Genomic DNA, 25781 nt, shown 5'->3' with positions numbered 1-25781 from the left:
CGCAAAGACGTTGTATCGTCGGGTATATTTTAGAACAAAATCTACCGGGTTTGCATGGAAATCTCTTAAAATGGTAAAGAGCTGTAATGGGAACCAGAACGGTCCGGGCCAACCGGGCTGACGGGAGTTTATTTTGACAATTTCAATGACGGGATTTGCGGCCGGACGTGGGCAGGCTGCGGGATTTTCATGGACCTGGGATCTGCGCTCGGTCAATGGCAAAGGGCTTGATCTGCGGCTCCGGGTTCCGGACTGGATTGACGGGCTCGAGGCGGGGCTGCGCGCCGCGCTGCAAAAGGCGCTCGGGCGCGGCAATGTCAGCCTGTCCCTGCGGCTGAGCCGGGACGAAGGCACCCAGGCCGGCCCGCGCCTGAACACGGAGGTGCTGGATGTGCTGTTGCGGCTCGCGGGGGAGGTGACGACGCGGGCAACTGCGGCCGATCTGCTGCTGACACCGCTGACGGCCGGTGATCTGATGGCGATGCGTGGCGTGATCGACACCTCCGGCACCGAAGAGGATACCGCGCCGCTTGCGGCAGCGATTCTCGCCGATCTGCCGGTGCTGATCGAGGCTTTCAATGCCTCGCGCGCCTCGGAGGGCCAGGCCCTGAACGGCGTGATCGCAGCGCAGCTGGGCATGATATCCGACCTTGTCACGGCGGCAAAATCCGCCGCAGAGGCACGCCGCCCGAAAGCCCGCGAGGCGCTTGGCGAGGCGCTGGCGAGGGTCGGCAGGAATGTCGACGGCTTTGATGAAACCCGCCTTGCGCAGGAACTCGCGCTGATGGCGGTGAAGGCAGATATCACCGAAGAGATCGACCGCCTTACCGCCCATGTCGCGGCAGCACGGGCCTTGCTGGCCGATCAGGCCCCGGTCGGGCGCAAATTCGACTTCCTGATGCAGGAATTCCTGCGTGAGGCGAATACGCTCCTGTCAAAGTCCCAGGATATCGACCTGACCCGGATCGGGCTTGACCTGAAGACGGTGATCGACCAGATGCGCGAACAGGTGCAGAATGTCGAATAACGGGGAGTGGTAATTTGGCGCGGCGCGGGCTTCTTCTGATCCTTTCCTCGCCTTCGGGCGCAGGAAAATCCACCATGGCGCGGCGGCTGATGGACTGGGATACGACGCTGAAATTCTCGGTCTCGGCCACCACGCGCAAGGCCCGGCCCGGCGAGGAACATGGTGTCCATTACTGGTTCCACGACCATGACGGCTTTCGCGCCATCGTGGACCAGGGGGGGATGCTGGAACATGCCGAGGTCTTCGGCAATTTCTATGGCAGCCCGCGCGCGCCGGTCGAGGCCGCGATGGCCGAGGGCCGCGATACCCTGTTCGATGTCGACTGGCAGGGCGGCCAGCAGATCCGCAATTCCGCCCTCGGGCGCGACGCGGTGTCCGTTTTCATCCTGCCGCCCTCGATTGCCGAGCTTGACAGCCGGCTGCGCGGGCGGGGTCAGGACAGCGAAGAGGTGATCGCGGACCGTATGGCGAAAAGCCGCGATGAGATCAGCCATTGGGCCGAATATGATTACGTCCTGGTCAATGACTACCAGGACGATTGCTTCGAACGGCTGCGCGCGATCATCACCGCGGAGCGGCTGAAACGGGAAAGACAGCCCGATCTGGCCGGCTTTGTGCGCGGCCTCAATGAGGAGTTTGCCGCAAGATGATCTGGGAACTGGATGGAATCGCGCCTGAAATTGACGCGGAAGCCTGGGTCGCGCCATCGGCCGATCTGATCGGAAAACTGCGGCTGGGGCCGGGCTCGAATATCTGGTTCGGCGCAGTTTTGCGCGGCGATAACGAACTGATCGATGTCGGCGCGGGGACGAATATCCAGGAGAATGCGGTGCTCCATACCGATCCGGGCTACCCGCTGGTGATCGGCGCCAACTGCACCATCGGCCATAAAGCGATGCTGCATGGCTGCGAGATCGGTGAGGGCTCGCTGATCGGGATGGGGGCCACGGTGCTGAACGGGGCAAAGATCGGCAAAGGCTGTCTGATCGGCGCCTGCGCCCTGATCACGGAAGGCAAGGTCATCCCCGATTACAGCCTTGTCATGGGCAGCCCCGGCAAGGTGGTGCGTGTGCTGGATGAGGCAGCGCAAGCCCGGCTGATCCGCTCGGCCGAGGGCTATCAGGCCAATGCGCGCCGCTTCCGTGCCGGGCTGAAACCGGTGGAGCGCGCGTGATGTCGGACGAGGACGGCGAGGCACAGCCAGGGCTGGTCGAGCAATTGCTGGATGGGCTGCCATTGCCGGCCTTCACGCTGGACGAGCGCGACACGGTGCGGGCGGCTAATGTGCCAGCGCTGGCGATTTTGGGCGAAAAGGCGCGAGGCCGCAATCTGGCGCTTTCCCTGCGCGGGCCGGAGCTGCTGGATGCGGTTTCGGGCACAAGGCGCGATGGGGCGCAACGGCGCATCCTGTTGCGCCTGCCCGATGATGCGCAATATCGCGTCAAAGTCTCGGGCTTGCCCGCCGCCGATCCGCCGCAGGTGATCTGCGTGATGCAGGATGTGACCTCGGAAGCGCAGAACGAGGCGATCCGCCGTGAATTTGTCGCCAATGTCAGTCATGAGCTGCGCACGCCGCTGACGGCGATGATGGGCTTTATCGAAACGCTGCAATCGGCGGCCAAGGATGATCCGCTGGCGCGCGACCGCTTTCTCGGCATCATGTCGCGCGAGGCCGGACGGATGAACCGGCTGGTCCGCGATCTTCTGCATCTGAGCCGGGTCGAGGCTGAAGAACGGGTCCGGCCGCGCGAAACCATTGATCTGCCAGGAATTTTGCGTTCGGCCGCAGCCTCGGTGCGCCAGGTGGCCGAGGCGCATGGCAGCATGATCCGGTTTCAGGGGATCGAGGGGCGGGTCATGGTGCCGGGAGATGCCGACCAACTGACCCAGGTCTTCCTGAACCTCATGGAAAACGCGGTGAAATACGGGGCGCGCGACAAGCCGGTGACGGTGACGATCTCGCGCGAAACCACGTCGCGCGGGCCGGTGATCCGGGTGGATGTGGCGGATCAGGGCGACGGGATCGACCCGATCCACCTGCCGCGCCTGACCGAGCGGTTTTACCGGGTCGATGCCCATCGCTCGCGGGCCGAAGGTGGCACCGGGCTGGGCCTCGCCATTGTCAAACATATCATCAACCGCCATCGCGGCTGGCTCAGGATCGAGAGCGAAAAGGGCAGGGGCTCGGTGTTTTCGGTGATGCTGCCCGAAACCTGACCGCCCCTGAAATGCCTTACAGCCGCGCAATGCGTTCGGTCAGAAGGGCGTAGAAGCCGTCCCGGTCAACCGATCCGATGAAAAGCGCGTTGGGCGCCCGTTTTGTGACGCCCCACCAGTCGGCGACCGTCATGCCAAGTGTGAGTTCGGATTTCGTCTCGATCGCGACATTGATGAAGCGACCAGCGAAAAGCTCCGGGCGCAGCATGAAGGCGATCACGCAAGGGTCATGCAGCGGGGCGCCCTCGGTGCCATATTTCGCGGTGTCGTAGCGTTCAAAGAAATCAGTCCAGGCGGCGACCGCGTCCCCGGCGCGGGTGCCGAGCGCGCGCAGCCCATTCACCCAGGCGCGCGAGGTCAGCGCCTTATGGGTGACATCAAGCGGCAACACGACCAGATCGACGCCGGAGCGGAAGACGATATCGGCGGCCTCGGGGTCGACATAGATATTGAACTCGGCCGCCGGGGTGATATTTCCGCCTTCGAACAGGGCGCCGCCCATCAGAACGATCCGGCGAACCCGCGCGATGATATCCGGGGCGCGGCTGAAGGCGGTGGCGATATTCGTCAGCGGGCCGAGGGTGCAGAGTGTTACCGTCCCTGACTCTTCACGACGCAGCGTTTCAATAATGAAATCAACGCCATGTTGCGAATTGACCGTCAGGTCCGGCTCGCCCAGGTCGATCCCGTCCAGACCGGTCGCGCCATGGACCTCTTCTGCGGTGACGCCCTCGCGGCTCAGGGGCCGGTCGCAGCCGGCAAAGACCGGAACATCGCGCCGCCCGGTGAGGCCGACAATGTTCAGCGCGTTGCGCACGGTCAGTGACAGCGGCACATTCCCGGCGACCACCGTCACGCCGAGCACCTGCAGCGCTTCGGGGCTGGCCAGCGCAAGCAGGATCGCGACTGCATCATCCTGGCCCGGATCGGTGTCGATGATGATTTTTGCTGTTCTGCCATGAGCTGTACCTGCGCTGTACCCGGGGTCTGACGCAAGCTTAGCCAATCCTGGCCTGCGTTGCGAGAGGGCGCGAAAACGGGGCAGGCGGGCAGATCACGGCGGCAGATCAGGGGCACATGCGTTGTCCCCTCATTGCCGGGCATGAGGGGTTTGACCCGGATCTCGCATTGAGGGGGCGCAAGAATCTGACCGGGGTGCGATCATGAAGATCGCTGTTTCTTGACCTCGCCGATAGGGTCGCCATCCGCAAATTTGAATGAATCGCCCGAGGCGATGGGATTGGTGAAGACGCAGTAACAGGAGCCGAGCTGTGACAGTCCAGAATCATACCTGCCGGGGATTGTGCCGCCACAGAGGTGCAGCATATGGGCCATGCCACTTTCGCCTGTGGTTATGTTCGTCGCAGTGAAGATACGGAATGACCGGGCAACATGGACGTGGTTACCGATCTGGTCGATATCACCTCTCAGACTATGCCGGGAGCTGTCCTGGCTTTCTCCGCTGGTTAAAAGGCCTATGCAGCGCGCAGTTCAACATCAAGTTGCCCCTTTGCCAGCTTGCACGGACAAGGCCGAAATCCCGGTTGGAGACATCTGATAAGGTCTGCTCATGGGATCACCGGCAAAGGTGAGAGGGTGCAGAGAAGGGCATCTGCCGGGTATGCGGAAACTGGCCTGCAGAGAGATTAACACCCGCGCCCGTGCCGTCCGTTTCGCGGTCTGTTCTCCTGATATCTCGGGGCTAATCGACGTAAAACCTGCGCAATGCCGGATCAGGATCTGAGTTGAGGCGCGGCTTACCTTACCCCTTGTCGCTCTGCTTCGCAGCCTTCTCTTCGGCCTTGGCCCGGTCCCACAGCGCATCCATCTCGGCAAGGTCTGACGCCGCCGGGCTGCGGCCATCCTCGGCCAGCCAGTCCTCGATCCTGTTGAAACGGCGGGTAAATTTCTGATTCGCCGCCCGCAGCGCCGCCTCGGGATCGACCTTGAGGTGCCGTGCGAGATTGGCCATGACGAAGAGGAGATCGCCCATTTCCTCGGCCAGTTCCGCCTCGCCCAGCCGGTCACGCGCCTCGACCACCTCGGCGGCTTCCTCGGTGATCTTGGCCAGCACATCAGCCGCACCCGGCCAGTCAAACCCGACCCGCGCCGCGCGGTTTTGCAATTTCACCGCCCGCGTCAGCCCGGGCAACGCCATCGCGACCCCGTCAAGGACGCGCGCGGGCCCGCGTTCGCGCGCCTTCAGCTCCTCCCAGTCGATGCGCTGCCTGTCAGGGCTTTTGTCGCGGCTCTCGTCACCGAAAACATGCGGATGGCGGGCGATCATCTTGTCGGAAATCGTGCGGATCACATCCGCGAGATCAAAGCGCCCGGCCTCTTCCTGCATCCGCGCATGAAACACGACCTGGAGCAAAAGATCCCCGAGCTCGCCCTTCAGCTCGTGCCAGGCCTCACGCTCGATGGCATCGACGACCTCATGCGCCTCTTCCAGACAATAGCGCGAAATCGAGGCCGAAGTCTGTTCCACATCCCAGGGGCAGCCGGTTTCCGGATCGCGCAGCCGCACCATGATTTCAGCCAGCCGCGCGATATCGCCGGCCCGGTTCGCGTCATCGTTAACCAATTGGTCACTTTCGGCGCGGTCAAGACGGGATACGGACATTGCGAAGCTCCGGTTTGGGTCACATTATACGGGTGATGAATCGGTCCCTTTGGGCCGTGAGACAACCAGGAAAGCCGCCGCAATGCCCGTACTGAACCGTATCGCTTCTTATGCCGGGGAAATGAAGGGCTGGCGTCAGCATATCCATGCCCGGCCCGAGCTGGAATTCAATTGTCACGAGACTGCGGCCTTCATCGTCGAGCGGCTGCGGGAATTTGGCGTAGATGAGATCCATGAGGGGATCGCGAAATCCGGCGTCGTGGCGATTATCGACGGGCGGGGCCCGGGTCCGGTGATCGGGCTCAGGGCTGATATGGATGCGCTGCCGATCACCGAGCTGACCGGGGCGGACCATGCCTCGACCGTGCCGGGCCGCATGCATGCCTGCGGTCATGACGGCCATGTGGCGATGCTGCTGGGCGCGGCGAAATACCTCGCCGAGACCCGCAACTTCGTCGGCAGCGTCGCATTGATGTTCCAGCCGGCCGAGGAAGATGGCGGCGGCGGCGAGGTGATGGTGAAAGAGGGCGTGATGGATCGCTTCAACATCGCCCGCGTCTTCGGGATCCATAATGCGCCGAATCTGGCGCTTGGAAATTTTCAGACCACACCGGGGCCGATCATGGCCTCGGTCGATACGGCCTGGGTCACGGTGACGGGCCGTGGCGGCCATGCCGCGACGCCGCATGAATGCGTTGATCCGGTGGTGGCGATTGTGGCCATGGTCCAGGCGGTGCAGACCATCATTCCGCGAAATGTCTATGCGCTGGACGAGGCGGTGATCTCGGTCACGATGATCAATGCCGGTTCCGCCTCGAACATCATCCCTGAAAGTGGCACTTTCGCCGCCACGATCCGCGCCTTCCGCCCCGATGTGCGCGATCTTTTGAAAAAGCGCTTCCTCGAAATCGTCTCGGGCACCGCGACCGCTTTTGGCGTCGAGGCAGAGGTGAATTACGAATGGGGCTATCCGGCCACCATCAATGACGAGAAAGAGACCGAATTCGCGGCCTCGGTCGCGCGCGAGGTTTCGGGCGATGCGGCGGTGAATGACCAGTCAAATCGTGAGATGGGGTCCGAGGACTTCTCCTATATGCTGGAGGCACGTCCGGGCGCGTATCTCTTCCTCGGCATCGGTCCGGGGGCGGGGCTGCATCACCCGGCCTATGATTTCAATGACGAGGCCGCGCCGATCGGCGCAAGCTTCCTCGCGCGCCTTGTCGAGAAGTCTCAACCGATCGCAGGGTGAGGCCGGTTTCTGCCGGGGTCCGGCCATAACCGGTCCCCGGCCAGACCAGGAGTAATGCAGATGTGGCGGTTTCTTCTCCTTTCGGTGCTGGCCTTCGGGCCAGTCACCGTCTTCGATGCCAGGCCGGCAGCGGCTCAGGATCAGAGCGGCAGTTTTCGCAGCCCTTCGGACAATATCCACTGCTATTATGACGCATCTGAGGGCGATCTCTGGCTGCGCTGTGACATGGCAGAGGGCAAACAGACCTATACCGTGCCGCCCGAGGATTGCGATCTTGACTGGGGGATGTCTTTCCTGATCAGCGAGACCGGGCCGGCAGAGCTGACCTGTCACGGCGATACGGTCCGCGATCCTCGTTCGGCGGTTCTGGGCTATGGCGCAGAGCTGGTGATCGGTGAGATCATGTGCCAGTCGGAAAAGACCGGCCTGACCTGCCGGAATGGCGAAGGCCATGGCTTCCACCTTGCGAAGGCCGGTCAGAAAATATTCTGAAGCAGGCAGTTACAGGCTTTTAATCGCGCACGCCATCACCGGGGCGACTGACGTTTCTTGCGTAACCAGGGCCAGATCGGATCCCGCAATTCCGGGCACGGAGCCAATCGCAATGACACTGATCGATATCAACGGCTGGCAACGGGTGCCGGGCGATCTGTCGCCGCTGATCCGGCGGCGTCTTGTACGCCTTGCCGCCGTCAGGCTGCCCGGGGTCGAGGTCAAGGCGGGGACCCTGTTGGACAGCAAGGGCTGGCGCATGATCTGGTCGGATGCCAGGTTCGGGCCGGTCCGCCAAAGGCTGTTGCAGGTCATACGCGCCACGGGCCGCAAGGAGGGTCGTCTTCCTGACCCTGGGCTTTGTGACAGCTGCGCCCCCTTGACCCGCGCCGTCGCGCACGGCAGGGGTTATCCATGCTGCCCCAGGACAAACTCGCCCGCATCACCCAACGGTTTGAATATGTCGAGGCCCGGCTGAATGCCGGCGCCGCGGCAAGCGAGATTGCCGCGCTGAGCCGTGAATATTCCGAGCTGAAGCCGGTCGTCACGGGGATCGCGGCCTGGATGCGCGCCCGGGCCGATCTGGCCGAGGCCGAGGCCATGCTCGCCGATCCCGAGATGCGCGCGCTGGCGGAAGAAGAACTGCCGCGTCTGCGCGAGGCATTGCCCGAAATGGAACACCAGCTGCGGCTGGCGCTTTTGCCGAAAGATGCCGCCGATCAGCGCCCGGCGATCCTCGAGATCCGCCCCGGGACCGGCGGCGAGGAGGCGAGCCTTTTCGCAGGCGACCTTGCCCGCATGTATCAGCGCTATTCGGAAACCCAGGGCTGGCGGTTTGAGGTGCTGGAAAGCCAGACCTCGGATCTGGGCGGCGTAAGGGAATTCACCGCCCATATCCAGGGGACCGGGGTCTATGCAAAACTGAAATACGAATCCGGTGTCCACCGCGTGCAGCGCGTGCCCGAGACCGAGGCAGGGGGCCGCATCCACACCTCGGCCGCGACCGTTGCCGTGCTGCCAGAGGCGGAAGAGGTCGATATCGACATCCCGGCCTCAGACATCCGGATCGACACGATGCGGGCCTCGGGCGCCGGTGGCCAGCATGTGAACACCACCGACTCGGCAGTCAGGATCACCCATTTGCCCACGGGCATCATTGTGACCTCATCCGAGAAATCGCAGCATCAGAACCGCGCCAATGCCATGGCGGTGCTGCGCGCCCGCCTGTTCGAGATCGAGCGCGACCGCCTGGCCCGCGAACGCGCCGCAGACCGCAAGTCGCAGGTCGGCTCGGGGGACCGGTCGGAACGCATCCGCACCTATAATTTCCCGCAAGGCCGGATGACCGATCACCGGATCAACCTCACCCTCTATGCGCTGAACCAGATCATGCAGGGCGATCTGGACGAGGTAATCCAGGCGCTGAGCGCCCATGACCAGGCCAGCAGGCTGGCCGAGGAAGAGACATGAGCACCGGTCCGGGCCGTCTGGCGAAACAGGTGCTTGCGGAGGCCGTGGTGAAACTGCGCGCGGCAGGGGTCGAGGATCCCGCCCGTGATGCGCGGCTTTTGCTGGCGCATGCCATCGGGATCGGGCCTGACCGGCTTTTGCTGCATCTGGCGGATCCGCTGGATCATGGCTCCGCTTCCAGGTTCGATGCCGCGATCCTGGCCCGCGCCGCCCGCAGGCCCGTATCGCAGATCATCGGCCAGCGGCTGTTTTACGGTCGCAGTTTCATCGTTACGGCCGACACGCTCGATCCGCGCCCCGAGACCGAGATCCTGATCACCGAGGCGCTGAGGCTGCCATTCTCGCAGGTCATCGATCTTGGCACCGGGACAGGGGCGATCCTTCTGACCCTGCTTGCAGAACTGCCCGCGGCGACGGGGCTTGCAACCGACATCTCGGCAGCCGCGCTCGCCGTGGCGCAGCGCAATGCCGAAGCGCTTGGTCTGAGCGGGCGGGCGAAATTCGTCCGGACGGGCTGGCTCGACGGGATCACGGAAAAGGCCGATCTGATCGTCTCGAACCCGCCCTATATCACGCTCGACGCGATGGCCGGCCTTGAGCCCGAAGTTCGCGATCATGAGCCCCATCTTGCCCTGACCGATTTCGGCGACGGGCTGAGCGCTTACCGCGCCATTGCGACCCAGGCCCCCGCGGCCCTGCGGCCTGACGGCCGGCTGATTGTCGAGATCGGCTGGGATCAGGGCAGGGCGGTGGCCGGGATATTTGCCGACGCCGGCTTTAGAAATATAGACATAATTCAGGATTTTGACGGCAAAGACAGGGTGGTCAGCGCCAGAGCTGCGGCCTGATCTGCGCCTTTGACCGCCTTAATCAGCCGGGCATTTGCAGATATTGAGCGGCTTGAATCCGGCAAATGGGCAACTATATCGTATTTCACCGAAAAAACCCTGTGGATGAGTGCATTTCCCGGCAGAATCAGCTTGCCAGACTGCGGCTCACATGGTTTAGCAAATTCATGCGGTGGATCTGGCGCTGACCGCGCCCTTCCCGCAAAACCGATCCCGCCCCTGCATTTCCCGTCGCACAAAGCGGCATTATGGGGGCCACGGTGATCCCTGGACATTAGGCAAAGATGCGCTCTTCCAAGAAACGCTCGCGTTCAAATCAGAACCGCCCGCGCTCGCTCGGCAATATCGTCAACCGTGTGTTCGATTCGTCGGGTCCTGAAGGCAAGGTGCGGGGAACGCCGCAGCAGATTATCGAAAAATACCAGACGCTGGCGCGGGATGCGCAGCTGTCGAATGACCGCGTGGCGGCAGAGAATTTCCTCCAGCATGCCGAGCATTACACAAGGATGCTGGCCGAGGCGCAGCGCGAGCTTGCCGTCGAGCAGGAAGCCCGCCAGCAGCAGTATCAGCAAACCGGCACTGGCCAGAGCTCCGGCAACCAGAGCTCCGGCAACCAGAATGGCGGCCAGTATGGCAACCAGAATGGCGGCAACCGCGACAATCGTGAGCGTGGTGAGCGTGACAACCGCAATGATCGCGGCGACCGCTTTGAACGCAACGATGGCCGAAATGACAGCCGCAATGAGGTCCGTAGTGACGGCCGCAATGACAACCGGGGGACAACCGGGGTGAAGGTCGCAACGAGGGCCGGAATGAGACCCGCGCTGAAGTGCGCAACGAGAACCGGAACGACTCGCGCAATGAGCCGCGCGGCGAAGGCCGCAGCGAGGGACGGGAGCCGCGCCATCAGCGTGAGGACACCCGCCAGCCGGATCTGATTTCAGATGTGATCGATTTTGGTTCGGATAATGGCGGCCTCGTTGATCTTCCCGAACGTGGCGCCCCGGCGCCTGCAGTTTCGGAACCGGTGCTGTCCGGCGGAGACAGCGCGCCCGCTCCGGCTCCAGAGGCCGTTGCAGATACGCCGCTTTTCGCCACTGCCCGCCAATCGGCCGAGGCCGGCGAAGAGCCCGCCGCCGCATCTGCCGTGACCGAATCTGCGTCCGGGGGCCGCGCCGCGCGTGGTCCGCGCACGCCGCGCGGTGAGAAAACTGCCGAGAAACCTGCGAAAGCCGAGCGTCCCGCCGGCAGCCGCGCGCCGCGCGCCAATACCCGTCGTGAGGCTGACGAAGCTGCCGGGCCCGCAGAGGTCGCCGAGGTCGAAAAACCGCGTCGTGTCAGCCGCCCGCGCAAGACCGCCAGTGGCCCGGAGACACCCGAAGCCGCTGAGTGAACGACAGAAAGGCCGCCTTGGGGCGGCCTTTTTGATTTCTTCTCCGGCGGTCTCACAGTGACGGATGTGGCAATCTGGCTTGTGCTGATGCCCCCGGGAAGGGGAGATCGGGGCGCAAACCAGTTTCTGAGACCGTCGCTGCCGGTTCTTGTCCGGAAAGCTCCGGCCCTGGCGTGGCCCCAGAGGCGTCGGCAGATTGAGCCGGGCCCCGGCGCCGCCGACTGGCGCTAAATGTCGCCTTCTGTCGGTCCCGCGCGCGTTCTTTCATCATGGGTGGGCCGCGCGCGGAAAGCCCAGGCAGGCCTCGCGCACCGGAGCCAGCTGTCTGCAGGGGCGCCGGGAGCTGTCAGTCGCTGGCATGTGCCGGTTCCTCTCGCAAGGTTCTGGCCTGGCGGGGTGCTGACATGCCGGAGCGGAGCTTCTGCCACAAGGCGCTGAACGCTGCCGCCTTCGCTTCGGTGTGCCAGAGACAGCGATAGGACCCCGCAACTGCCCCCCTCGTCTGGAAAGATCGCCTGACACGGGGGGCGCCTGGTTCCAGACTCACAGGCCAGGGACGCGAGCAGCCATGGGATCTTTACTCAGGATCGAAACTGATGAAACCGGACAGCCGCCAGCGAAATTCAGCTGAACAGGGATATAGGGAGCAGCTCAAATTGTGTCCGCGAACGGGGTGTCGATGCGGGCCAGGCAGCCCCTGGCCCGACATCCCTTAAACCGCGCTCGAAATATTGCGGGCCAGCGCGCAAAAGGCCTCCAGCCCGATTTCCTCGGCGCGCGCGGTCGGCGCGATCCCAACCGATTCCAGCCGTGCCTCGACATCAGGCGCGAGCCCCTTCAGCGAGGAACGCAGCATCTTGCGGCGCTGATTGAAGGCCATGGCGGTGATCCGGTTCAGCACTTTGCCATCCGCCGGAAAGCGCGGCTCCTCGAGCCGGGTCAGATGCACCACCGCCGAATGCACTTTGGGCGCCGGGGTGAAGGCTTCCGGCGGCAGGGTCATGACGATCCTCGCGTCGGTCCGCCAGCCCGCCAACAGCGCGAGCCGCCCGTAATGGTCGCTGCCGGGCTTTGCCACGATCCGCTCGGCCACTTCTTTCTGAAACATCAGCGTCAGGCTCTGCCAGAAGGGCGGCCAGACCGGCGGCGACAGCCAGCGGACCAAAAGCTCGGTGCCGATATTATAGGGCAGGTTGGCCGCGATCTTTACCGGAGCAGTCAGATGCGCCGCCACATCCAGCTCCAGCGCATCGCCATGCAGCACCGTCAGCCGCCCCGGATAGGCCGCCGCAATCTCGGCCAGCGCCGGGAGCGCCCGCGCGTCCTTTTCAACCGCAACCACATGGCGGGCGCCTTCGGCCAGCAGCCCGCGCGTGAGGCCCCCGGGCCCTGGCCCGATCTCAAGCACATCCGAGCCCTTCAGATCCCCCGCCGCACGGGCGATCTTTGAGGTGAGATTGAGATCGAGCAGGAAATTCTGCCCCAGCTGCTTTTTCGCGACCAGGTCATGGGCGCGGATCACCTCACGCAGTGGCGGCAGCCCGTCTATCGTCGCCAAAGCTCCGCTCCTGTCTTCCTCTTGATCCAAATACTCCGGGGGTTCGGGGGCTGGCCCCCGAATGTCTCTCCTGACGGTCTGCCCCCAACTCTCCGGCCGCGACCCGTCAGCCCGATATCAGGGCCGGCGGATCAGCGCCGCATGGCGCAGTTCCTCGAGATAGTTCTCGGCCAGGCCATCGAGCTTCTGGTTCATCAGAACCTCTTTCACCCGCTCGCGGTTCGGGGGCGGATCCATGACCGGCTGCCGTTTGCACAGCATGATCAGCCGCCGCCAGCCATCGCCGCGCGGCTTTGTTACGAATTCCCCCTGATCCAACTTTGCAAGATCAAGCGCGATCTCGGGCGAGATTTCCGACAATGCCTGCGTCCGGATCGTCAGATTCTCGGCCGGCAAACCCTTCGCCAGGGCGTAAAGATCGTTGCAGACATCCGAGCCCGCGCTGACCCGCACCACCTCTTCCATCGAATCCGGGATCATGAAATCGGCCCATTCCACTGTGACGCTGATCGGCGCAGCCTTTTCATCCGTGGCAATCGCGCGCAGCTGGAACAGAACCACTGCCCCCGGGACCGAGATGGGCGCCGAGGTCTTGCCCGGCGACAGCGCCAGCAGCTGCGCGGAAATCGCGGGCGGCAGGTTGGAAAGCTGCAGCCAGTCCGGCACGCGACCGCCGGTTGGCGCGGTGGGCGCCGCCGAATAGTTGCGTGCCGCCGCCGCGAAGGCGGCTTCGGACTTCACCTCGCGCGAGAGCCGCTCTGCCAGTGCCATCGCCTCGGCCTCACGGCCGGGTTCGGCCGGGATCACCAGCTCTGACACCTGAACCTTCATCGCCCGTGGACGGGTTGCGGCTTCAAGGAACTTGTCGACATCGGCGTCGGAGGCCGGCACACGGCCGGCAAAACGATCCCGGACCACCTGGCGCCACAAGGCACCGGCCTGGACGAAATCGCGATAGGTTTCAGCCGAGACACCGGCCTTGGCCAGTTCCGCGATCAGCTGTTCGGCGGTCAGATTGGCGCGGGTGGCGAATTCTTCCATCCCCGCAGTCAGCTCTTCCGGCTTCAGCTTTACGCCAAGCCGTTTTGCCTCGCTCATCCGCAGCCGGTCGTCGATCAGCGATTTTACCGCTTCGGTTTCGGGATCGCCGGGCGCATTCAGGATCTGGAGGAAACGCGCGCGCTGCGTCACCTCATATTCGGTGATCACCTGCTCGTTCACATAGACCCGTGGCGCAAACAGGTTCTGCGCCAGCGCGGGCGGTGCGAAAATCACCGGGGCCGCCAGGGCCGCAGGAAAAGCCGCGCCCATGACCAGAGCCAGTCCTGATGTCGCATTGCGCAGCCTGTTGCGCGGGGTGTTCTCAGCTTTTACCATCTGTCCGACCGCCTGCCCGTAGTCTCTTGTCAGCTCGTAATCTCTGGCAAACCTGTGACGGACAGGGCCAATCGGGGCCCGCCGCCGCAGCTTTCCTCTTATCCCTGCCTGCCACTCCCGAAGCCGGGGCGCAAGCCCTGCCAGCCTGACCCGCCCCGGTCGGGCGGTGCCTTGCGCGGCGATCAGTAGCAGCGCCTTGAAGGGCCAGCCTTCTGGCCGCTGCCAAAGCCGATCAGATCGACAGAAAGGCCGAAGGACGTGGTGGGGGTCACACTATCTGACGAGGTGAAACGGCGCGAGAGGGAAACATCCACCACAACGCATTCATTACGGAACTCCAGCCCGAGGCCCGCAATGGTGCCGCGGGTCTGGTTGAAATCATAGCGCCCTTCGGCCTTGGCCGCGAGGGCAGGGTTTACCCGCCAGACCGCATCAAAGGTCAGCTCGCGGGTCGGGTCGGGGCGGTTTTCCTCGATATCCGCGACCGCCCAGAGTGCGGAAGAGGACAGGGTCACTGTCTCATTCGCGGCGCTCAGCCGCAGCTCGGCTTTGCTGAGTTCAAGATCATTGTCAAAAACCGTGCGCCCGGTGGCAGAGAGGCCATTGGGAAGCCCCACGGTTGCCGCTAGAAGCCAGTCGGAATTCAGCCCGCCAAGGCCCGATCCGGGACTGAAACTGTCGCTGTCATTGCGCCGGAACACCTTGCCCAGCGTGAAACCCGCATTCCAGCCGGCCGGATCATAGCGCGTCCAGGTCAGCCCGACATTGGCGCGGCTGGATTGTTCAATCGCATCCGCCCCGGGAAAGCGGTCAAGCGCAAAGATATTGCCCTCGTCAAACTCGACCAGCACCGAATCCTCATTGGGCAGGCCGGAGCGGTCCCGGGTCGCCCCGATCAGCTGGACCACCGGCTCGATCACATGCGTCGCACCTGAGGCGGTTGCTTTTACAAAAGGCCAGCGCAGCTCGAGCCCGGCTGCGGCATGGCCCCGGGTATAGCGGCCGGCAAAGACCGCATCCTGGCGCAGCCGGTAGGCATCAACCTGGGCCTCACCCAGCAGCGTGGCAACGATACCCGGATCGCTGACAAAGCTGCGGCGCCAGTCAAACCGCGCGGAAAGCCGGCTTACGTCACGGCCATCTGCGATCCCGTCCGCTTTAGCCGGGTCAAGGCTGTCATAGGGATTGGACGAGGTGCGGTAATGTGAATGCCATTGCAGCCGGAAACCACCGAGGCCCCCGATCGGCCCCAGCGAGAACCGCCGGTGGAAGGTCAGATCGGTCGCAAGCGCGGGCAGGGTGTCATTGTCCTCGTCATCCCGAAGCGACTGGAAGCTGACCATCCTGGCCGAGAAAAACCCGTTGCGGCGCACCCGGCTGATCTCGGCCCGGCTGTCGAGCCGGTCGGTATCGGAATAGCCGTAATCCAGCAGATAGGCATTGTCGGATGTGGTCTGGATATCAAAGGTCAGCCGGAAATCATCGGGCAGCTGAAAGCCGCCCCGGGCCCGGAACCAGCCGCGCGTCGTCTCTTCGGTCAGCTTGTCCTTCGTCACCGCGCCTTCAAGCTGGATCGCGCCGGTCCGGAAGGCCTGACGGTAGCGCAGTTCCAGCGTCTGACTGTCGCGGGTGGTGACATAGGGCGTGAGCGTCAGATCGCGGCTTTCCCCAAGCGCAATGAAATAGGGCAGTTTCAGCCCCGAGCCGAGGCTTGATGTCGTGCGCAGCCGGGGCGCGAGAAAACCTGTCGCCCTTTCGCGGGTGGAATCGGGCAGGCGCAGACGCGGAATATAGGCCACAGGCATCCCGGCGACGCGGAACTGGGCGTTTTCAAAGAAGATCATCCGCTCTTCTGCGTCATGAATCACGCGTTTCGCCCGGATCTCCCACAAAGGCGTCGGATGGCTGGCGCAGACCTTGCAGCTTGAGGCTACCACATTCGACATTGCCGAATAGCGCCCGCCGATCCGCGCGATATTGCCCGCTGCGAGTTGCAGCTGATGGTCCAGCACGACACGGGCGCTTTGCAAAAGCCCCTCAGTCATATCGGCGGACAGTTCGGCCTGCGAGGCGAGGATCAGCATTTTGCCTTCGGCATCGGTCAGGCTCAGCGGACCTTCGATGAAAAGCCTGTCGGTCGATTTGTCATAGATGACCCGCGTGGCCGAAAGCCGGTAGCCGCCCTGCAGCACCTCGACCTTGCCCGACGCGACGAGACGGTTGTTCCCCTCGATTTCCAGCCGGTCAGAGATCAGCGTGGCGCGGTCATCCGTTGCCTGTGCCAGAAGTGGCGCCGTGGAGCATAAAAGCGAGACGGCGAGCGATGCGACGAGGCGGCGTATCCGCATATCAGCCGTCCTCCAGATGCAACAAAAGACCAAGCGCAAGCATCACCGCAGCAAGCGGCGGGCTCCACGCGGCCAGTGATACCGGAATCTGGCCACTGTCGCCAAGGGCCTGCGCGAAATTCCTGAGGAAGAAGAGCGCGAATCCGGCGAGGATGGCGTAAAGCACACGGATGCCGGTTTTGCCGGCGCGGGTGTGGCGCATGGTAAAGCCTGCGGCAACCAGAACCATTGCGGTCAGCAAAAGCGGCTGGGCCAGCTCCATCTGGAACCACAGACGATAGGCGCGGGCGGAAAAACCGGCTTGCTCCAGGTCTTTGATGTAATTCGGCAATTGCCAGACCGGCACGGCCGAAGGCGTGCCGAAACTGTCGCGGATCCGTTCGGGCGTCAGGTCCGTGGGCAGGCGGGTGCCATCGGGCCAGGATTTGACCGACAGTTCGGGATTGTCGGCGTTCAGGTTCCAGACCCTGGCGCCGGAGAGGATCCAGGCGCCCTTGACCAGTTTCGCACTGGTGGTCTCGATCCGGGTGACCGGCAATCCCTCTTCGCCAAAGGTCAGGAAGGTCACGCGGGTCAGTTCGGTTCCGTCGAAATTGGCGCGTCCGGCCTGGATTACCGTCTGGCCATAGCTGCCACCCTGGCGCAGCCAGAGCCCGGCATCTGACACCGACAGGACCGAACTGCCATCCGCCGCATAGCGGGCCGAAAGATCATCATAGGCGCGCGAGGTGGCCGCCACCATCGGGTTCAGCACCGCGACCGCCATCAGCCCGATCAGCGTCGCCACCACCACCGGCGTCGCAAGAAACCGCAGGCCCGAACGACCGGCCGCGCGCACCACCACCAGCTCGGAAGAGCGCGCCAGCGACAGGAACATCGCGATGGACCCCATCACGAAAATCAATGGCAGAATGCGGTACAGGGTTTCGGGCACATTCAGGATCGAGAGGTGGAACGCATCCCCAAGACCTGCACCCTTTCCCGAGAACTTGCGCAGCTGTTCGATCATGTCGATCAGCATCAGGATGCCGAAAAACACCAGAAACACCTGGCCCACGGTCATTGCAAAACGGCGCGCGATATAGAGGGAAAGCGTCATGCAACGCCTCCGGCTTCGGCCTGTGGCGCCCTGATGCAGCGCGGGCGCCCGGCATACCACAGCATCACCGAGGCCAGAATGATGCCGAGGACCGGCGCCGCATAGACCAGCGGCCAGCGGTTTTCAGACCGCAATGCCGCGCCCGAGCCGGCGGTATTGACCAGTTGCAAGAGGATGATCAGCAGCACCGCCAGCCCGATCTGGCGCCACAGTCCAAAGCGCGAATAGCCCCCGAGCATCAGCGCGGCAAAGCCGAGCAGCGGCGCCGCGATCCCAAGCAGCGAGGTCGCGATCCGGCCATGACCTTCCTCCAGCAGCTTTGCCCGGCTCTCGCCGGTCTCGGCCTGAAGGTCTGGCCCGGCGATCAGCAGATCGGGCGTCGATACCTCGCGCAGGCTGCGCAGGCGGGTGGCTTTTGCGCCAACGATTCCCGCCATATCAAGGGTGAAATCGGAGAATCGCGTGACCGAGAGCCGCGCGCTTCCGTCCTGGGCGAGGTTCTGCGCCATCCCGTCCAGCATCACGAGACGCGGCCCTTCTTCGCCGCGCACGATCAGCGCCTGGCGGGCAGTATAGGTGACGCGCTCCCTCGGGTTGCGGTCATCGGCAAGGAAAATGTCATTCAGCTCGCCCAGCTGGCTGATTTCGCGGATGTAAAGTGTAACCCCGGCGGCGGGATGCATGAAACGCCCCTCATTGAGAAACCGCGCGGTGACGTTTTCCGAGATCTCGGCCGAGCGGGCGGTCAGCCGGGTCTGGCTTCTGGGGACAAGGAAATTCGTCAGGGCCATCTGCATCGCGAAAACACAGATCCCGAAGAAAAGTACCGGCCGCGCGAGGCGAAAGGCAGAGAAGCCGGTCGCCTGCATCACCACCAGCTCAGAATCCTGCATCAGCCGGTTCACCGCGTAAAGACAGGCAGCAAAGGCCGAGACCGGCAACACCAGGCGGATCACATTCGGCAGCGTCAGCAGCGAGAATTCGACAAAGACCAGCGCGGTCTGACCGTCGCCGATCAGCTGGTCAAAAAGCCCCACGGCGCGATTGACCCAATAGACCGCCACCAGCACAAGGCTGAAGAAGCCGAACAGGGCCAGAAGCTGGGAAAGCAGATAGCGGTCGAATTTCGACAAATGGGATACCGGAAGTCGCAATCTGCGGGCACGCGGGCCGGCAGGGGGAGTGGCTGTTTCGGCGCCGACCCTAGCCGATATCGCGGCCAGGGAAAACTCATATCTGGTCAAGCGCGGTCTTGGGGGCTAGCTTTGGGCGAAAGCGCGGAAATGCCGGTCGCCGGCCCTTTGTTTTCGCGTTGAAATCATCTTGTTTTGCAGGGAAATCAACACCATGTCGCATCCTGTTCAGATCCGTTTTGAAGATTCCGATAAGGGGGATCTGACGGATCTTACCGGACGGATCGCCCTTTTCGCCGATGCCGCAGGCGCCTTGTCGCCCATGGCGCGCAAGCTGGACCGCGCCGCCAAAGGCGCACTGACCCGCGCAGTCGGGTCTGAGGCATTCGGCAAGCTCAAACCGGGCGAAGCGCTGGAGCTGGCCTTTCCCGCCGGGCTCGCAGCCGATGCGGTGCAAATCCTGCGCCTGCCAAAGCGCACCGATGCGGACGCCGCGCGCAAAGCCGGTGCAAGCATTGGTGCGGCGCATCGCGACAAAGCGCTGACGGTTTTGGCCGAGACCCATCCGCGCGCGGCGGAAATCGCCTTTGGCCTCGCGCTGCGGGCCTATGAGTTCGAGATCTACCGCTCGGGCGACAAGAAGGATTATGGGCCGGTCTCGTTCTGTGTGGCGAAACCCGAAGAGGTCGCGGCCGAAGCCGCCCCCTATGCCGCGCTGGCAGAAGGCGTGTTCTTCACCCGCGATCTGATCAATGAGCCTGCGAATGTGCTGAACACCTATGAATTCGCCGCGCGGCTGGCTGCGATGGGGGAACTGGGCCTTGAGGTCGAAATCCTCGAGGAAGAAGAGCTGGAAAAGCTCGGCATGCGGGCGCTGCTGGGGGTTGGTCAGGGATCGGAAAGCCCGTCCAAGGTCGTGGTCATGCAATGGAAGGGCGGCGCAAAAGACGAGCCGCCACTGGCGCTTGTGGGCAAGGGCGTCTGTTTCGACACTGGTGGCATCAGCCTGAAACCGGCGGCCGGTATGGAAGACATGGTGATGGATATGGGTGGTGCCGCCACCGTCGCCGGGGTGATGCGGACGCTTGCGCTGCGCAAAGCAAAAACCAATGTGGTCGGGCTGGTGGGCCTTGTCGAGAACATGCCTGACGGCAAGGCACAAAGGCCCGGCGATGTGGTGCGCTCGATGAAGGGCGACACGATCGAGGTGATCAACACCGATGCCGAAGGCCGTCTCGTTCTGGCGGATGTCCTCTGGTACACGCAAGAGCGGTTTGCGCCGCGCGGGATGATCGATCTGGCGACCCTGACGGGCGCGGTGATCGTGGCGCTTGGCGACGAGAATACCGGGGTGTTTTCCAATGATGACACGCTGTGCAACGCCTTCCTGAAGGCAGCGGCGGGGGAAAATGAGGCCGCCTGGCGGCTGCCTCTGGGCCCGGTCTATGACCGGATGCTGAAAAGCCGTGTCGCGGATATGCGCAATTCCTGCGGGCGCGAGGCCGGCTCGATCACCGCCGCGCAATTCCTGCAGCGCTTTGTGAAACCCGATACGCCCTGGATCCATCTGGACATCGCGGGCACCGCCTGGGCGAAATCGGGGACAGAGTTCAGCCCGAAAGGCGCAACCGGCTGGGGTGTCAGGGCGCTGAACCGGCTGATCCAGGACCGGTTCGAGGGCTGAGCCGCCCATGGGCGCGGTTAAATTCTACCATCTGACGGCGCGCAGTCTTGCCGAGGCTGCGCGCCCGATCCTGACCCAGGCTCTGGGTCAGGGCTGGAATGTGATGCTGCGCGGCCCGGATCCTGCGCTGCTGGAGCGGCTGGATATGCAGCTCTGGCTGGAGCCGAGGGACGGGTTCCTGCCGCATGGGCTTGCGGGGGGCGATCATGATGCCCTCCAGCCGGTTCTGCTGGGCACGGGGGCTGCGGTCAATGGCGCGAAGGCGGTGATGCTTTTGGCGGGATCGCCGGTCGATCCGGGCGAGGCGGCTCTGATGGAGCGGGTCTGGCTTTTGTTCGAGGGCGCCGATGAGCGGCAGATGCAGGCGGCGCGTGCCGAATGGAAAGCGGTGGTCGCGGCCGGGCTGGTGGCGGAATACTGGTCGGATGCCGCGGGGCGGTGGGAAATGAAAACCTCGACCGGCGGGGCGTCTGGCTGACGGTGAACGCCTATGGCGGAGGTCGCAAGGAGGTAGCTCGCAGGGCTTCAGCGCGTCAGGATCATGCGGTCGCCTTCGATGCGGATCGAGAAGCGGCGCAGGTAATCCATGCCGAGGAGCGAGCCGTCCATTTCCCCCTCATTCACCCAGGCGTCCATGGTGCGGTCAGTGAAGGGGCCGAAATCAATTTCATCAAGCGTGACACGGGCCGTGCGCACGATGCCATTGGCGGTGGAGGCCTCGCCGAAGTAGCGCAGCTCTTCAGGGTTGAAGCCCAGCCGCTCCGCATCACGGCGTGAAATCACCATATTGGTGGCGCCGGTATCCACCATGAAGAAGACCTCGGTGCCGTTGAGGTCAAGGGCAGCGTAGAAATGGCCGTCAGCGGCGCGGCGCAGCACCATCTCGCCGGCTTCGCTTGCCATCTGGCGCGGGCGGTTCTCGCCCTGGATATCCTTCCAGAGCCCGTAGCCTGCGGCAAGGCCCACGAAGATCAGGCCCCAGGCGGCGAAGGTGCGCAAGGCCGCGCCGAAGCGGCCGCGATATTCGACGAGGATCCAGCCCCCAAGCGCCGCCACCAGCAGGCTGAGATAGATGACGCGCGGCCAGAGCTCTGAATCCATTTGGGTCTCCTTTGCGCTGACTATGGCGCAAAGGCGGGCGGGCTGGAAGGGCGTCAGCCGGTGATCAGCCCGGTCTGGCGCACCCCGTCGATCACGAACTGGACAGAAAGCGCGGCGAGCAGCATGCCCAGAAGCCGGGTGATCACCACGGTGCCGGTGCGGCCCAGCAGGCGCTCCAGCAGCGGCGAGGCGCGAAAGAAGAGGAAGGTCACCAGCATGATCGCCGCGAGGAGGAGGAGGACGGCGAGTTTGGCGCTCCAGGCGTCACCCGCCTGGCCCATCAGGAGGATCATGGTGGCGATGGCGCCCGGGCCGGCGATCAGCGGTGTCGCAAGCGGGAAAACCGAGGGGTCGTGATCGGGATCGGGCTGCTGGCCCTCGCGCCGCTGTGTGCGGCGCTCGAACAGCATGTCGAGGGCGGTGAGAAACAAAAGGATGCCGCCGGCAATGCGGAAAGCCGGCATCGAAATGCCGATGAAGTTCAGGATTACCTCGCCGAAGAGACCGAAGATCAGCAAAAGGGCGGCAGCGATCAGGCAGGCGCGGCGCGCCATGGCGCGACGATGGCCTGGGTCCATGCCTTGCGTCAGGGCGATGAACAGCGGCACGAGACCCGGCGGGTCGATCACCACGAAAAGCGTGGCAAAGGCGGTGATCAGAAAAGCGCTGTCCATGGCTGACTGTCAGGGGGGAAACCCGCTCCCGTCAACCGGGTTTCACCGCCCCCCGTGACAGAAATGCAAAAGGGGAAGGCGCGTGGCCTTCCCCTTTTGTGGTAAGTTCCGGCCCGGCTTACTTGCCGAGAGTAACGAAGCGATGCGCGTCTTCGATGAAGGCCTTGTCGAGGAAAGGCGCTTCATTCGAGCCGAAGGGCATTTGCGCCTGGAGTTTCCAGCTGGCGGGCAGGTTGAACCCGGCGGTCAGCGCGGCATCGGCGATCGGCGAATAGTGCTGCAGGCTGGCGCCGATGCCTTCTTCGGCAAGCGCGGTCCAGACGGCAAGCTGCGCCATGCCCGCGGAATGCAGCGAGAAGCCCGGGAAAGCATCGGCATAAAGCGGGAAGTTTTCCTGCAGGCCTTTGATCGTGTCCTGGTCTTCATAGAACAGCACGGTGCCAAGGCCGGCAGCGAAGGATTTCAGCTTGGCTTCGGTCGAGGCGAAAGCGTCGGCCGGAACGATCTTGCGCAGTTCGGCATCGATCAGCGACCAGACTTTCTCGCTGTCGGCACCGAACAGGATCACAGCGCGCGAGCTTTGCGAGTTGAAGGACGAGGGGGCCTGGCGGATCGCCTCTTTGATCAGCGCTTCGATCTGATCTTTCGACAGGGTCACATTGCGGCCAAGCGCATATTGGGTGCGGCGCTTGGTCAGGGCTTCGATGGTCTTCGACATTTTCAGGTGCCTATCTGGATGCCGCAATGCGGCGTTTGCGTTGACACCTATCAACTCTCGCACCGGGAGAATTTCAAGACGGGTTGACTGTGCAGAGATGAACAGTTCGGGTTCATCTCTGCGGCCATTATGGATTGGCTTTCTCCAGCGCCTCCTGGGCGTTGATCCAGAGGGATTCGGCGCGGTCCAGCGCCTCCATCACCTCGGCATATTTCCGGTTCCAGACCCCCAGATCGCCCTTGCGGTCATCTTCGTAAAGCGCCGGATCCGCGAGTTTCACCGCCAGTTTCGAACGCATATCCTCGATCTTGGCGACGCGTTCCTCGCATTTCCGAAGCTCGGCCTTCAGCGCGGTCACTTCCTCGCGGCTGGCCTTTTTCACCACAGGCGCGGCTTTCGCGGGTTTGCTCGCCTCATCCGGGGTCAGAAGCAGACGGCGATAATCTTCGAGATCGCCATTATAGGGCTCGACCGCGCCCCCTTTCACCAGCCAGAGCCGATCAGCCACGAGCGACAGCAGATGCATATCGTGGCTGACCAGGATCACCGCGCCGGAATATTCGGTCAGCGCCTCCACGAGCGCCTCGCGGCTTTCGATATCGAGGTGGTTTGTGGGCTCGTCGAGGATCAGCATATGCGGTGCGTCGATGGTCGCAAGCAGCAGCGAGAGCCGTGCTTTTTGCCCGCCCGAAAGCCGCCCCACGGCGGTTTCCGCCTGATCGGCGCCAAGGCCAAAGCCCGCAAGCCGCGCGCGCAGTTTCGCCTGATGCTCGGACGGGCGCAGGCGCTGGATATGCTGCAGCGGCGTCTCGTCGATATAAAGCTCATCGACCTGGTGCTGCGCGAAATAGCCGATGCGCAGCTTTGAGGACCGGGTGACGCTGCCGCCCGATTCTTTCAGCTTGCCGGCAAGCAGCTTTGACAGCGTCGATTTGCCCTCGCCATTGCGGCCCAGAAGCGCGATCCGGTCGTCCTGGTCGATCCGGAGCGAGAGTTTTTTCAGAACCGGCGGCCCGTCATACCCCACGCTCGCGCCATCCAGCGTCAGGATCGGCGGCGAGAGCTCTTCCGGTGCGGGGAAGGTGAAAACCACCCGCGCCGCATCTTCGGGCGCGGTGATCGAGGTCATTTTCTCAAGCATTTTCACGCGGCTCTGGGCTTGCGTCGCTTTCGAGGCCTTGGCCTTGAAACGGTCAACGAAGCTTTGCAGATGGGCGCGGCGGGCCTCTTGCTTTTTGGCTTCGGCGGCCTGGAGGGCACGGCGCTCGGCCATCTGGCGGGCGAACTGGTCATAGCCGCCCTGCCAATAGGTGAGTTTCCTGTTGTCGAGATGCAGGATGCCCTGCACCGCGCGGTTCAGCAGGCCACGATCATGGCTGATGATGATGACGGTATGGGGGTATTTCTGGAGGTAGGCCTCCAGCCAGAGCGCGCCTTCGAGGTCGAGATAGTTGGTCGGCTCGTCAAGGAGCAGAAGGTCCGGCTGCGCGAAAAGGACCCCGGCCAGCGCGACCCGCATCCGCCAGCCGCCGGAAAAAGCGGAACAGGGCATGAGCTGCTGGTCTGCATCAAAGCCAAGACCTTTGAGGATCGAAGAGGCGCGGCCCTCGGCCGACCAGGCGTCGATGTCACTCAGGCGCGACTGGATCTCGGCAATCCGGGCCGGGTCGGTTGCGGTTTCGGATTCCAGGATCAGGCTGGCGCGCTCGGTATCGGCGGCGAGAACCGTATCGAGAAGCGAGGTCTCGGACGAGGGCACTTCCTGCGCGACGCCACCGATCTTCGCGCGGCTGGGCAGCGAAATTTCGCCGCCCTCCAGCGCCAGCTGGCCCCGGATCAACCGGAAGAGCGTGGTCTTGCCGGCGCCGTTGCGCCCGACAAGGCCGACCTTATGGCCGGTGGGAATGGTGGCCGAGGCCCCTTCAAACAGGGGGCGGCCTTCGACGGAATAGGTGATGTCAGAGATGCGCAACATGGCGCCCGCCTTGCCAGCGCCTGCGTCTCAGGTCAACCGGGATCAGGCGGGGATCGGCAGGGAACCCGCGCTTTTGGCCCCAAGCCGCTGCGCGGCTCCGGTCCAAAAGCCGCGGGCGGGGGCAGGCCTGCTGGCGCAGGCCTGCGGTCGGCATGGGCGGCAGGCGGCACCGCGCCGGCCCGGCCGCAAGGTCAAGGGCCTGATCAGAAGCCGCGCGAGAGGGCTGCGACACCGGTTCGGGCGATTTCTTTCAGGCCAAGCGGGCGCATCAGATCTGCAAAAGCGTCGATCTTGTCCGGAGTGCCCGTCAGCTCGAAGATAAAGCTTTCGAGGCTGGTATCGACCACCTTGGCGCGGAAAATCTCGCACAGCCGCAGCGCCTCGATCCGCTGATCGCCCTTGCCGACCACCTTGAACAGCGCGAGCTCGCGCTGCACGCTCGGCCCTTCGGCGGTCAGGTCATGGACGGCATGCACCGGCACCATACGCGACAGCTGTGCCTCTATCTGGTCGATCACCGCCGGTGTACCGCGCGTCACAACAGTGATCCGCGAGCGATGCCCGGTATGATCGACCTCGGCCACGGTCAGACTGTCGATATTGTAACCACGGCCCGAAAACAGCCCGATCACCCGCGCCAGCACGCCAGGTTCATTTTCGACGATCACCGCCAGCGTATGGCTCGCCTCGACCTCGGAATGGGGGTCGCGCAGGTCATAGGCGGAGTGGCTGGTTGAGCCTTTTTTGATCTTAAGCGCAGACATCGGCTGCCCTCTCATTTTCTGTCTCTAAATA

24 protein-coding genes are annotated in these 25781 nt (G+C 63.6%); 12 read left to right on the top strand and 12 right to left on the bottom strand.

Annotated elements, in window-relative coordinates:
• The first annotated feature begins 133 nt into the window (after positions 1-133).
• From QNO18_RS13180 to QNO18_RS13165, 4 genes are read left to right on the top strand one after another with little or no spacing between them, the layout of a single operon-like run.
• Positions 134-1027: a YicC/YloC family endoribonuclease gene (locus QNO18_RS13180; protein ID WP_283178032.1), complete on the top strand. Its 894-nt coding sequence runs from the start codon at positions 134-136 to the stop codon at positions 1025-1027.
• Positions 1028-1041: 14 nt separating this feature from the next.
• A complete protein-coding gene (gene gmk / locus QNO18_RS13175; RefSeq protein ID WP_283178031.1) occupies positions 1042-1677 on the top strand; it encodes a guanylate kinase in 636 nt (211 codons plus the stop codon).
• On the top strand, positions 1674-2201 hold the full coding sequence (locus tag QNO18_RS13170) for a gamma carbonic anhydrase family protein (protein ID WP_283178030.1): 528 nt from the start codon (positions 1674-1676) through the stop codon (positions 2199-2201). Before gmk ends, QNO18_RS13170 begins: the two co-directional genes overlap by 4 nt.
• The gene (locus QNO18_RS13165; protein WP_283178029.1) at positions 2201-3244 is read left to right on the top strand and encodes an ATP-binding protein; all 1044 of its coding nucleotides are present in this window, start codon (positions 2201-2203) and stop codon (positions 3242-3244) included. Before QNO18_RS13170 ends, QNO18_RS13165 begins: the two co-directional genes overlap by 1 nt.
• Positions 3245-3260: 16 nt before the next feature.
• Here QNO18_RS13165 and QNO18_RS13160 read toward each other — a convergent pair whose 3' ends face one another.
• Both QNO18_RS13160 and mazG read right to left on the bottom strand, forming a co-directional pair.
• Positions 3261-4250 carry a nucleoside hydrolase gene (locus tag QNO18_RS13160; protein ID WP_283178028.1) on the bottom strand — a complete coding sequence of 330 codons (990 nt, stop codon included), beginning with the start codon at positions 4248-4250 and terminating at the stop codon, positions 3261-3263.
• 756 nt (positions 4251-5006) lie between these two features.
• Positions 5007-5867: a nucleoside triphosphate pyrophosphohydrolase gene (mazG, locus tag QNO18_RS13155; protein WP_283178027.1), complete on the bottom strand. Its 861-nt coding sequence runs from the start codon at positions 5865-5867 to the stop codon at positions 5007-5009.
• Between the two features lie 82 nt (positions 5868-5949).
• On the opposite strand from mazG, the gene QNO18_RS13150 reads away from it, so the two are divergent.
• The 6 genes from QNO18_RS13150 to QNO18_RS13125 all read left to right on the top strand — a co-directional run bounded on the left by QNO18_RS13150 (position 5950) and on the right by QNO18_RS13125 (position 11319).
• Positions 5950-7116: a M20 aminoacylase family protein gene (locus QNO18_RS13150; protein WP_283178026.1), complete on the top strand. Its 1167-nt coding sequence runs from the start codon at positions 5950-5952 to the stop codon at positions 7114-7116.
• Between the two features lie 60 nt (positions 7117-7176).
• The gene (locus QNO18_RS13145) at positions 7177-7608 is read left to right on the top strand and encodes a DUF6636 domain-containing protein (RefSeq protein WP_283178025.1); all 432 of its coding nucleotides are present in this window, start codon (positions 7177-7179) and stop codon (positions 7606-7608) included.
• A gap of 414 nt (positions 7609-8022) precedes the next feature.
• A complete protein-coding gene (gene prfA, locus QNO18_RS13140) occupies positions 8023-9078 on the top strand; it encodes a peptide chain release factor 1 (RefSeq protein WP_283178024.1) in 1056 nt (351 codons plus the stop codon).
• Positions 9075-9926, top strand: a complete 852-nt coding sequence (gene prmC / locus QNO18_RS13135; RefSeq protein ID WP_283178023.1) for a peptide chain release factor N(5)-glutamine methyltransferase — start codon at positions 9075-9077, stop codon at positions 9924-9926. The genes prfA and prmC overlap by 4 nt, the downstream gene beginning before the upstream one ends.
• 284 nt (positions 9927-10210) lie before the next feature.
• Entirely contained in the window at positions 10211-10864 is a 654-nt protein-coding gene (locus QNO18_RS13130; protein WP_283178022.1) for a DUF4167 domain-containing protein, read from the top strand.
• 8 nt (positions 10865-10872) lie between these two features.
• Positions 10873-11319 carry a hypothetical protein gene (locus QNO18_RS13125; protein WP_283178021.1) on the top strand — a complete coding sequence of 149 codons (447 nt, stop codon included), beginning with the start codon at positions 10873-10875 and terminating at the stop codon, positions 11317-11319.
• 712 nt (positions 11320-12031) lie between these two features.
• On the opposite strand, the gene rsmA is transcribed toward QNO18_RS13125, so the two are convergent.
• The 5 genes from rsmA to lptF all read right to left on the bottom strand — a co-directional run bounded on the left by rsmA (position 12032) and on the right by lptF (position 18834).
• Entirely contained in the window at positions 12032-12877 is an 846-nt protein-coding gene (gene rsmA / locus QNO18_RS13120; protein WP_283178020.1) for a 16S rRNA (adenine(1518)-N(6)/adenine(1519)-N(6))-dimethyltransferase RsmA, read from the bottom strand.
• Between the two features lie 117 nt (positions 12878-12994).
• The gene (locus tag QNO18_RS13115; protein ID WP_283178019.1) at positions 12995-14254 is read right to left on the bottom strand and encodes a peptidylprolyl isomerase; all 1260 of its coding nucleotides are present in this window, start codon (positions 14252-14254) and stop codon (positions 12995-12997) included.
• Positions 14255-14436: 182 nt separating this feature from the next.
• On the bottom strand, positions 14437-16602 hold the full coding sequence (lptD, locus tag QNO18_RS13110; protein WP_283178018.1) for an LPS assembly protein LptD: 2166 nt from the start codon (positions 16600-16602) through the stop codon (positions 14437-14439).
• A 1-nt stretch (position 16603) separates the two neighbouring features.
• Positions 16604-17701, bottom strand: a complete 1098-nt coding sequence (lptG, locus tag QNO18_RS13105) for an LPS export ABC transporter permease LptG (RefSeq protein ID WP_283178017.1) — start codon at positions 17699-17701, stop codon at positions 16604-16606.
• On the bottom strand, positions 17698-18834 hold the full coding sequence (lptF, locus tag QNO18_RS13100) for an LPS export ABC transporter permease LptF (protein ID WP_283178016.1): 1137 nt from the start codon (positions 18832-18834) through the stop codon (positions 17698-17700). Before lptF ends, lptG begins: the two co-directional genes overlap by 4 nt.
• Positions 18835-19048: 214 nt before the next feature.
• Between lptF and QNO18_RS13095 the strand changes: the two genes are divergently transcribed.
• Both QNO18_RS13095 and QNO18_RS13090 read left to right on the top strand, forming a co-directional pair.
• The gene (locus tag QNO18_RS13095; RefSeq protein WP_283178015.1) at positions 19049-20518 is read left to right on the top strand and encodes a leucyl aminopeptidase; all 1470 of its coding nucleotides are present in this window, start codon (positions 19049-19051) and stop codon (positions 20516-20518) included.
• A 7-nt stretch (positions 20519-20525) separates the two neighbouring features.
• The gene (locus tag QNO18_RS13090) at positions 20526-20996 is read left to right on the top strand and encodes a DNA polymerase III subunit chi (RefSeq protein WP_283178014.1); all 471 of its coding nucleotides are present in this window, start codon (positions 20526-20528) and stop codon (positions 20994-20996) included.
• Positions 20997-21043: 47 nt separating this feature from the next.
• Here the strand turns inward: QNO18_RS13090 and QNO18_RS13085 are convergent, their stop codons facing one another.
• The 5 genes from QNO18_RS13085 to ilvN all read right to left on the bottom strand — a co-directional run bounded on the left by QNO18_RS13085 (position 21044) and on the right by ilvN (position 25750).
• Positions 21044-21619: a TIGR02281 family clan AA aspartic protease gene (locus QNO18_RS13085; RefSeq protein WP_283178013.1), complete on the bottom strand. Its 576-nt coding sequence runs from the start codon at positions 21617-21619 to the stop codon at positions 21044-21046.
• Positions 21620-21672: 53 nt separating this feature from the next.
• Entirely contained in the window at positions 21673-22293 is a 621-nt protein-coding gene (locus QNO18_RS13080) for a MarC family protein (protein WP_283178012.1), read from the bottom strand.
• A gap of 118 nt (positions 22294-22411) precedes the next feature.
• Positions 22412-23011, bottom strand: coding sequence for a nitroreductase family protein (locus QNO18_RS13075; RefSeq protein ID WP_198838117.1), 600 nt, complete (start codon positions 23009-23011; stop codon positions 22412-22414).
• Between the two features lie 127 nt (positions 23012-23138).
• Entirely contained in the window at positions 23139-24986 is a 1848-nt protein-coding gene (locus tag QNO18_RS13070) for an ABC-F family ATP-binding cassette domain-containing protein (protein WP_283178011.1), read from the bottom strand.
• A gap of 203 nt (positions 24987-25189) precedes the next feature.
• Complete coding sequence (gene ilvN / locus QNO18_RS13065; protein WP_283178010.1) at positions 25190-25750, bottom strand: acetolactate synthase small subunit; 561 nt, start codon at positions 25748-25750, stop codon at positions 25190-25192.
• Positions 25751-25781: the final 31 nt, after the last annotated feature.

This window comes from Gemmobacter sp. 24YEA27, from assembly GCF_030052995.1.
GTDB lineage: Bacteria > Pseudomonadota > Alphaproteobacteria > Rhodobacterales > Rhodobacteraceae > Pseudogemmobacter.
This window is presented reverse-complemented; position numbering and strand designations above follow the sequence as displayed.

What these genes read in the sequence shown, in the direction of transcription:
- QNO18_RS13170 (WP_283178030.1), top strand. Translation starts at nt 1,674, where the DNA reads ATGATCTGGGAACTGGATGGAATCGCGCCTGAAATTGACGCGGAAGCC.
- QNO18_RS13165 (WP_283178029.1), top strand. Translation starts at nt 2,201, where the DNA reads ATGTCGGACGAGGACGGCGAGGCACAGCCAGGGCTGGTCGAGCAATTG.
- mazG (WP_283178027.1), bottom strand. Translation starts at nt 5,867, where the DNA reads ATGTCCGTATCCCGTCTTGACCGCGCCGAAAGTGACCAATTGGTTAAC.
- QNO18_RS13150 (WP_283178026.1), top strand. Translation starts at nt 5,950, where the DNA reads ATGCCCGTACTGAACCGTATCGCTTCTTATGCCGGGGAAATGAAGGGC.
- QNO18_RS13145 (WP_283178025.1), top strand. Translation starts at nt 7,177, where the DNA reads ATGTGGCGGTTTCTTCTCCTTTCGGTGCTGGCCTTCGGGCCAGTCACC.
- prfA (WP_283178024.1), top strand. Translation starts at nt 8,023, where the DNA reads ATGCTGCCCCAGGACAAACTCGCCCGCATCACCCAACGGTTTGAATAT.
- prmC (WP_283178023.1), top strand. Translation starts at nt 9,075, where the DNA reads ATGAGCACCGGTCCGGGCCGTCTGGCGAAACAGGTGCTTGCGGAGGCC.
- QNO18_RS13130 (WP_283178022.1), top strand. Translation starts at nt 10,211, where the DNA reads ATGCGCTCTTCCAAGAAACGCTCGCGTTCAAATCAGAACCGCCCGCGC.
- QNO18_RS13115 (WP_283178019.1), bottom strand. Translation starts at nt 14,254, where the DNA reads ATGGTAAAAGCTGAGAACACCCCGCGCAACAGGCTGCGCAATGCGACA.
- lptD (WP_283178018.1), bottom strand. Translation starts at nt 16,602, where the DNA reads ATGCGGATACGCCGCCTCGTCGCATCGCTCGCCGTCTCGCTTTTATGC.
- lptG (WP_283178017.1), bottom strand. Translation starts at nt 17,701, where the DNA reads ATGACGCTTTCCCTCTATATCGCGCGCCGTTTTGCAATGACCGTGGGC.
- QNO18_RS13095 (WP_283178015.1), top strand. Translation starts at nt 19,049, where the DNA reads ATGTCGCATCCTGTTCAGATCCGTTTTGAAGATTCCGATAAGGGGGAT.
- QNO18_RS13090 (WP_283178014.1), top strand. Translation starts at nt 20,526, where the DNA reads ATGGGCGCGGTTAAATTCTACCATCTGACGGCGCGCAGTCTTGCCGAG.
- QNO18_RS13085 (WP_283178013.1), bottom strand. Translation starts at nt 21,619, where the DNA reads ATGGATTCAGAGCTCTGGCCGCGCGTCATCTATCTCAGCCTGCTGGTG.
- QNO18_RS13080 (WP_283178012.1), bottom strand. Translation starts at nt 22,293, where the DNA reads ATGGACAGCGCTTTTCTGATCACCGCCTTTGCCACGCTTTTCGTGGTG.
- QNO18_RS13075 (WP_198838117.1), bottom strand. Translation starts at nt 23,011, where the DNA reads ATGTCGAAGACCATCGAAGCCCTGACCAAGCGCCGCACCCAATATGCG.
- QNO18_RS13070 (WP_283178011.1), bottom strand. Translation starts at nt 24,986, where the DNA reads ATGTTGCGCATCTCTGACATCACCTATTCCGTCGAAGGCCGCCCCCTG.
- ilvN (WP_283178010.1), bottom strand. Translation starts at nt 25,750, where the DNA reads ATGTCTGCGCTTAAGATCAAAAAAGGCTCAACCAGCCACTCCGCCTAT.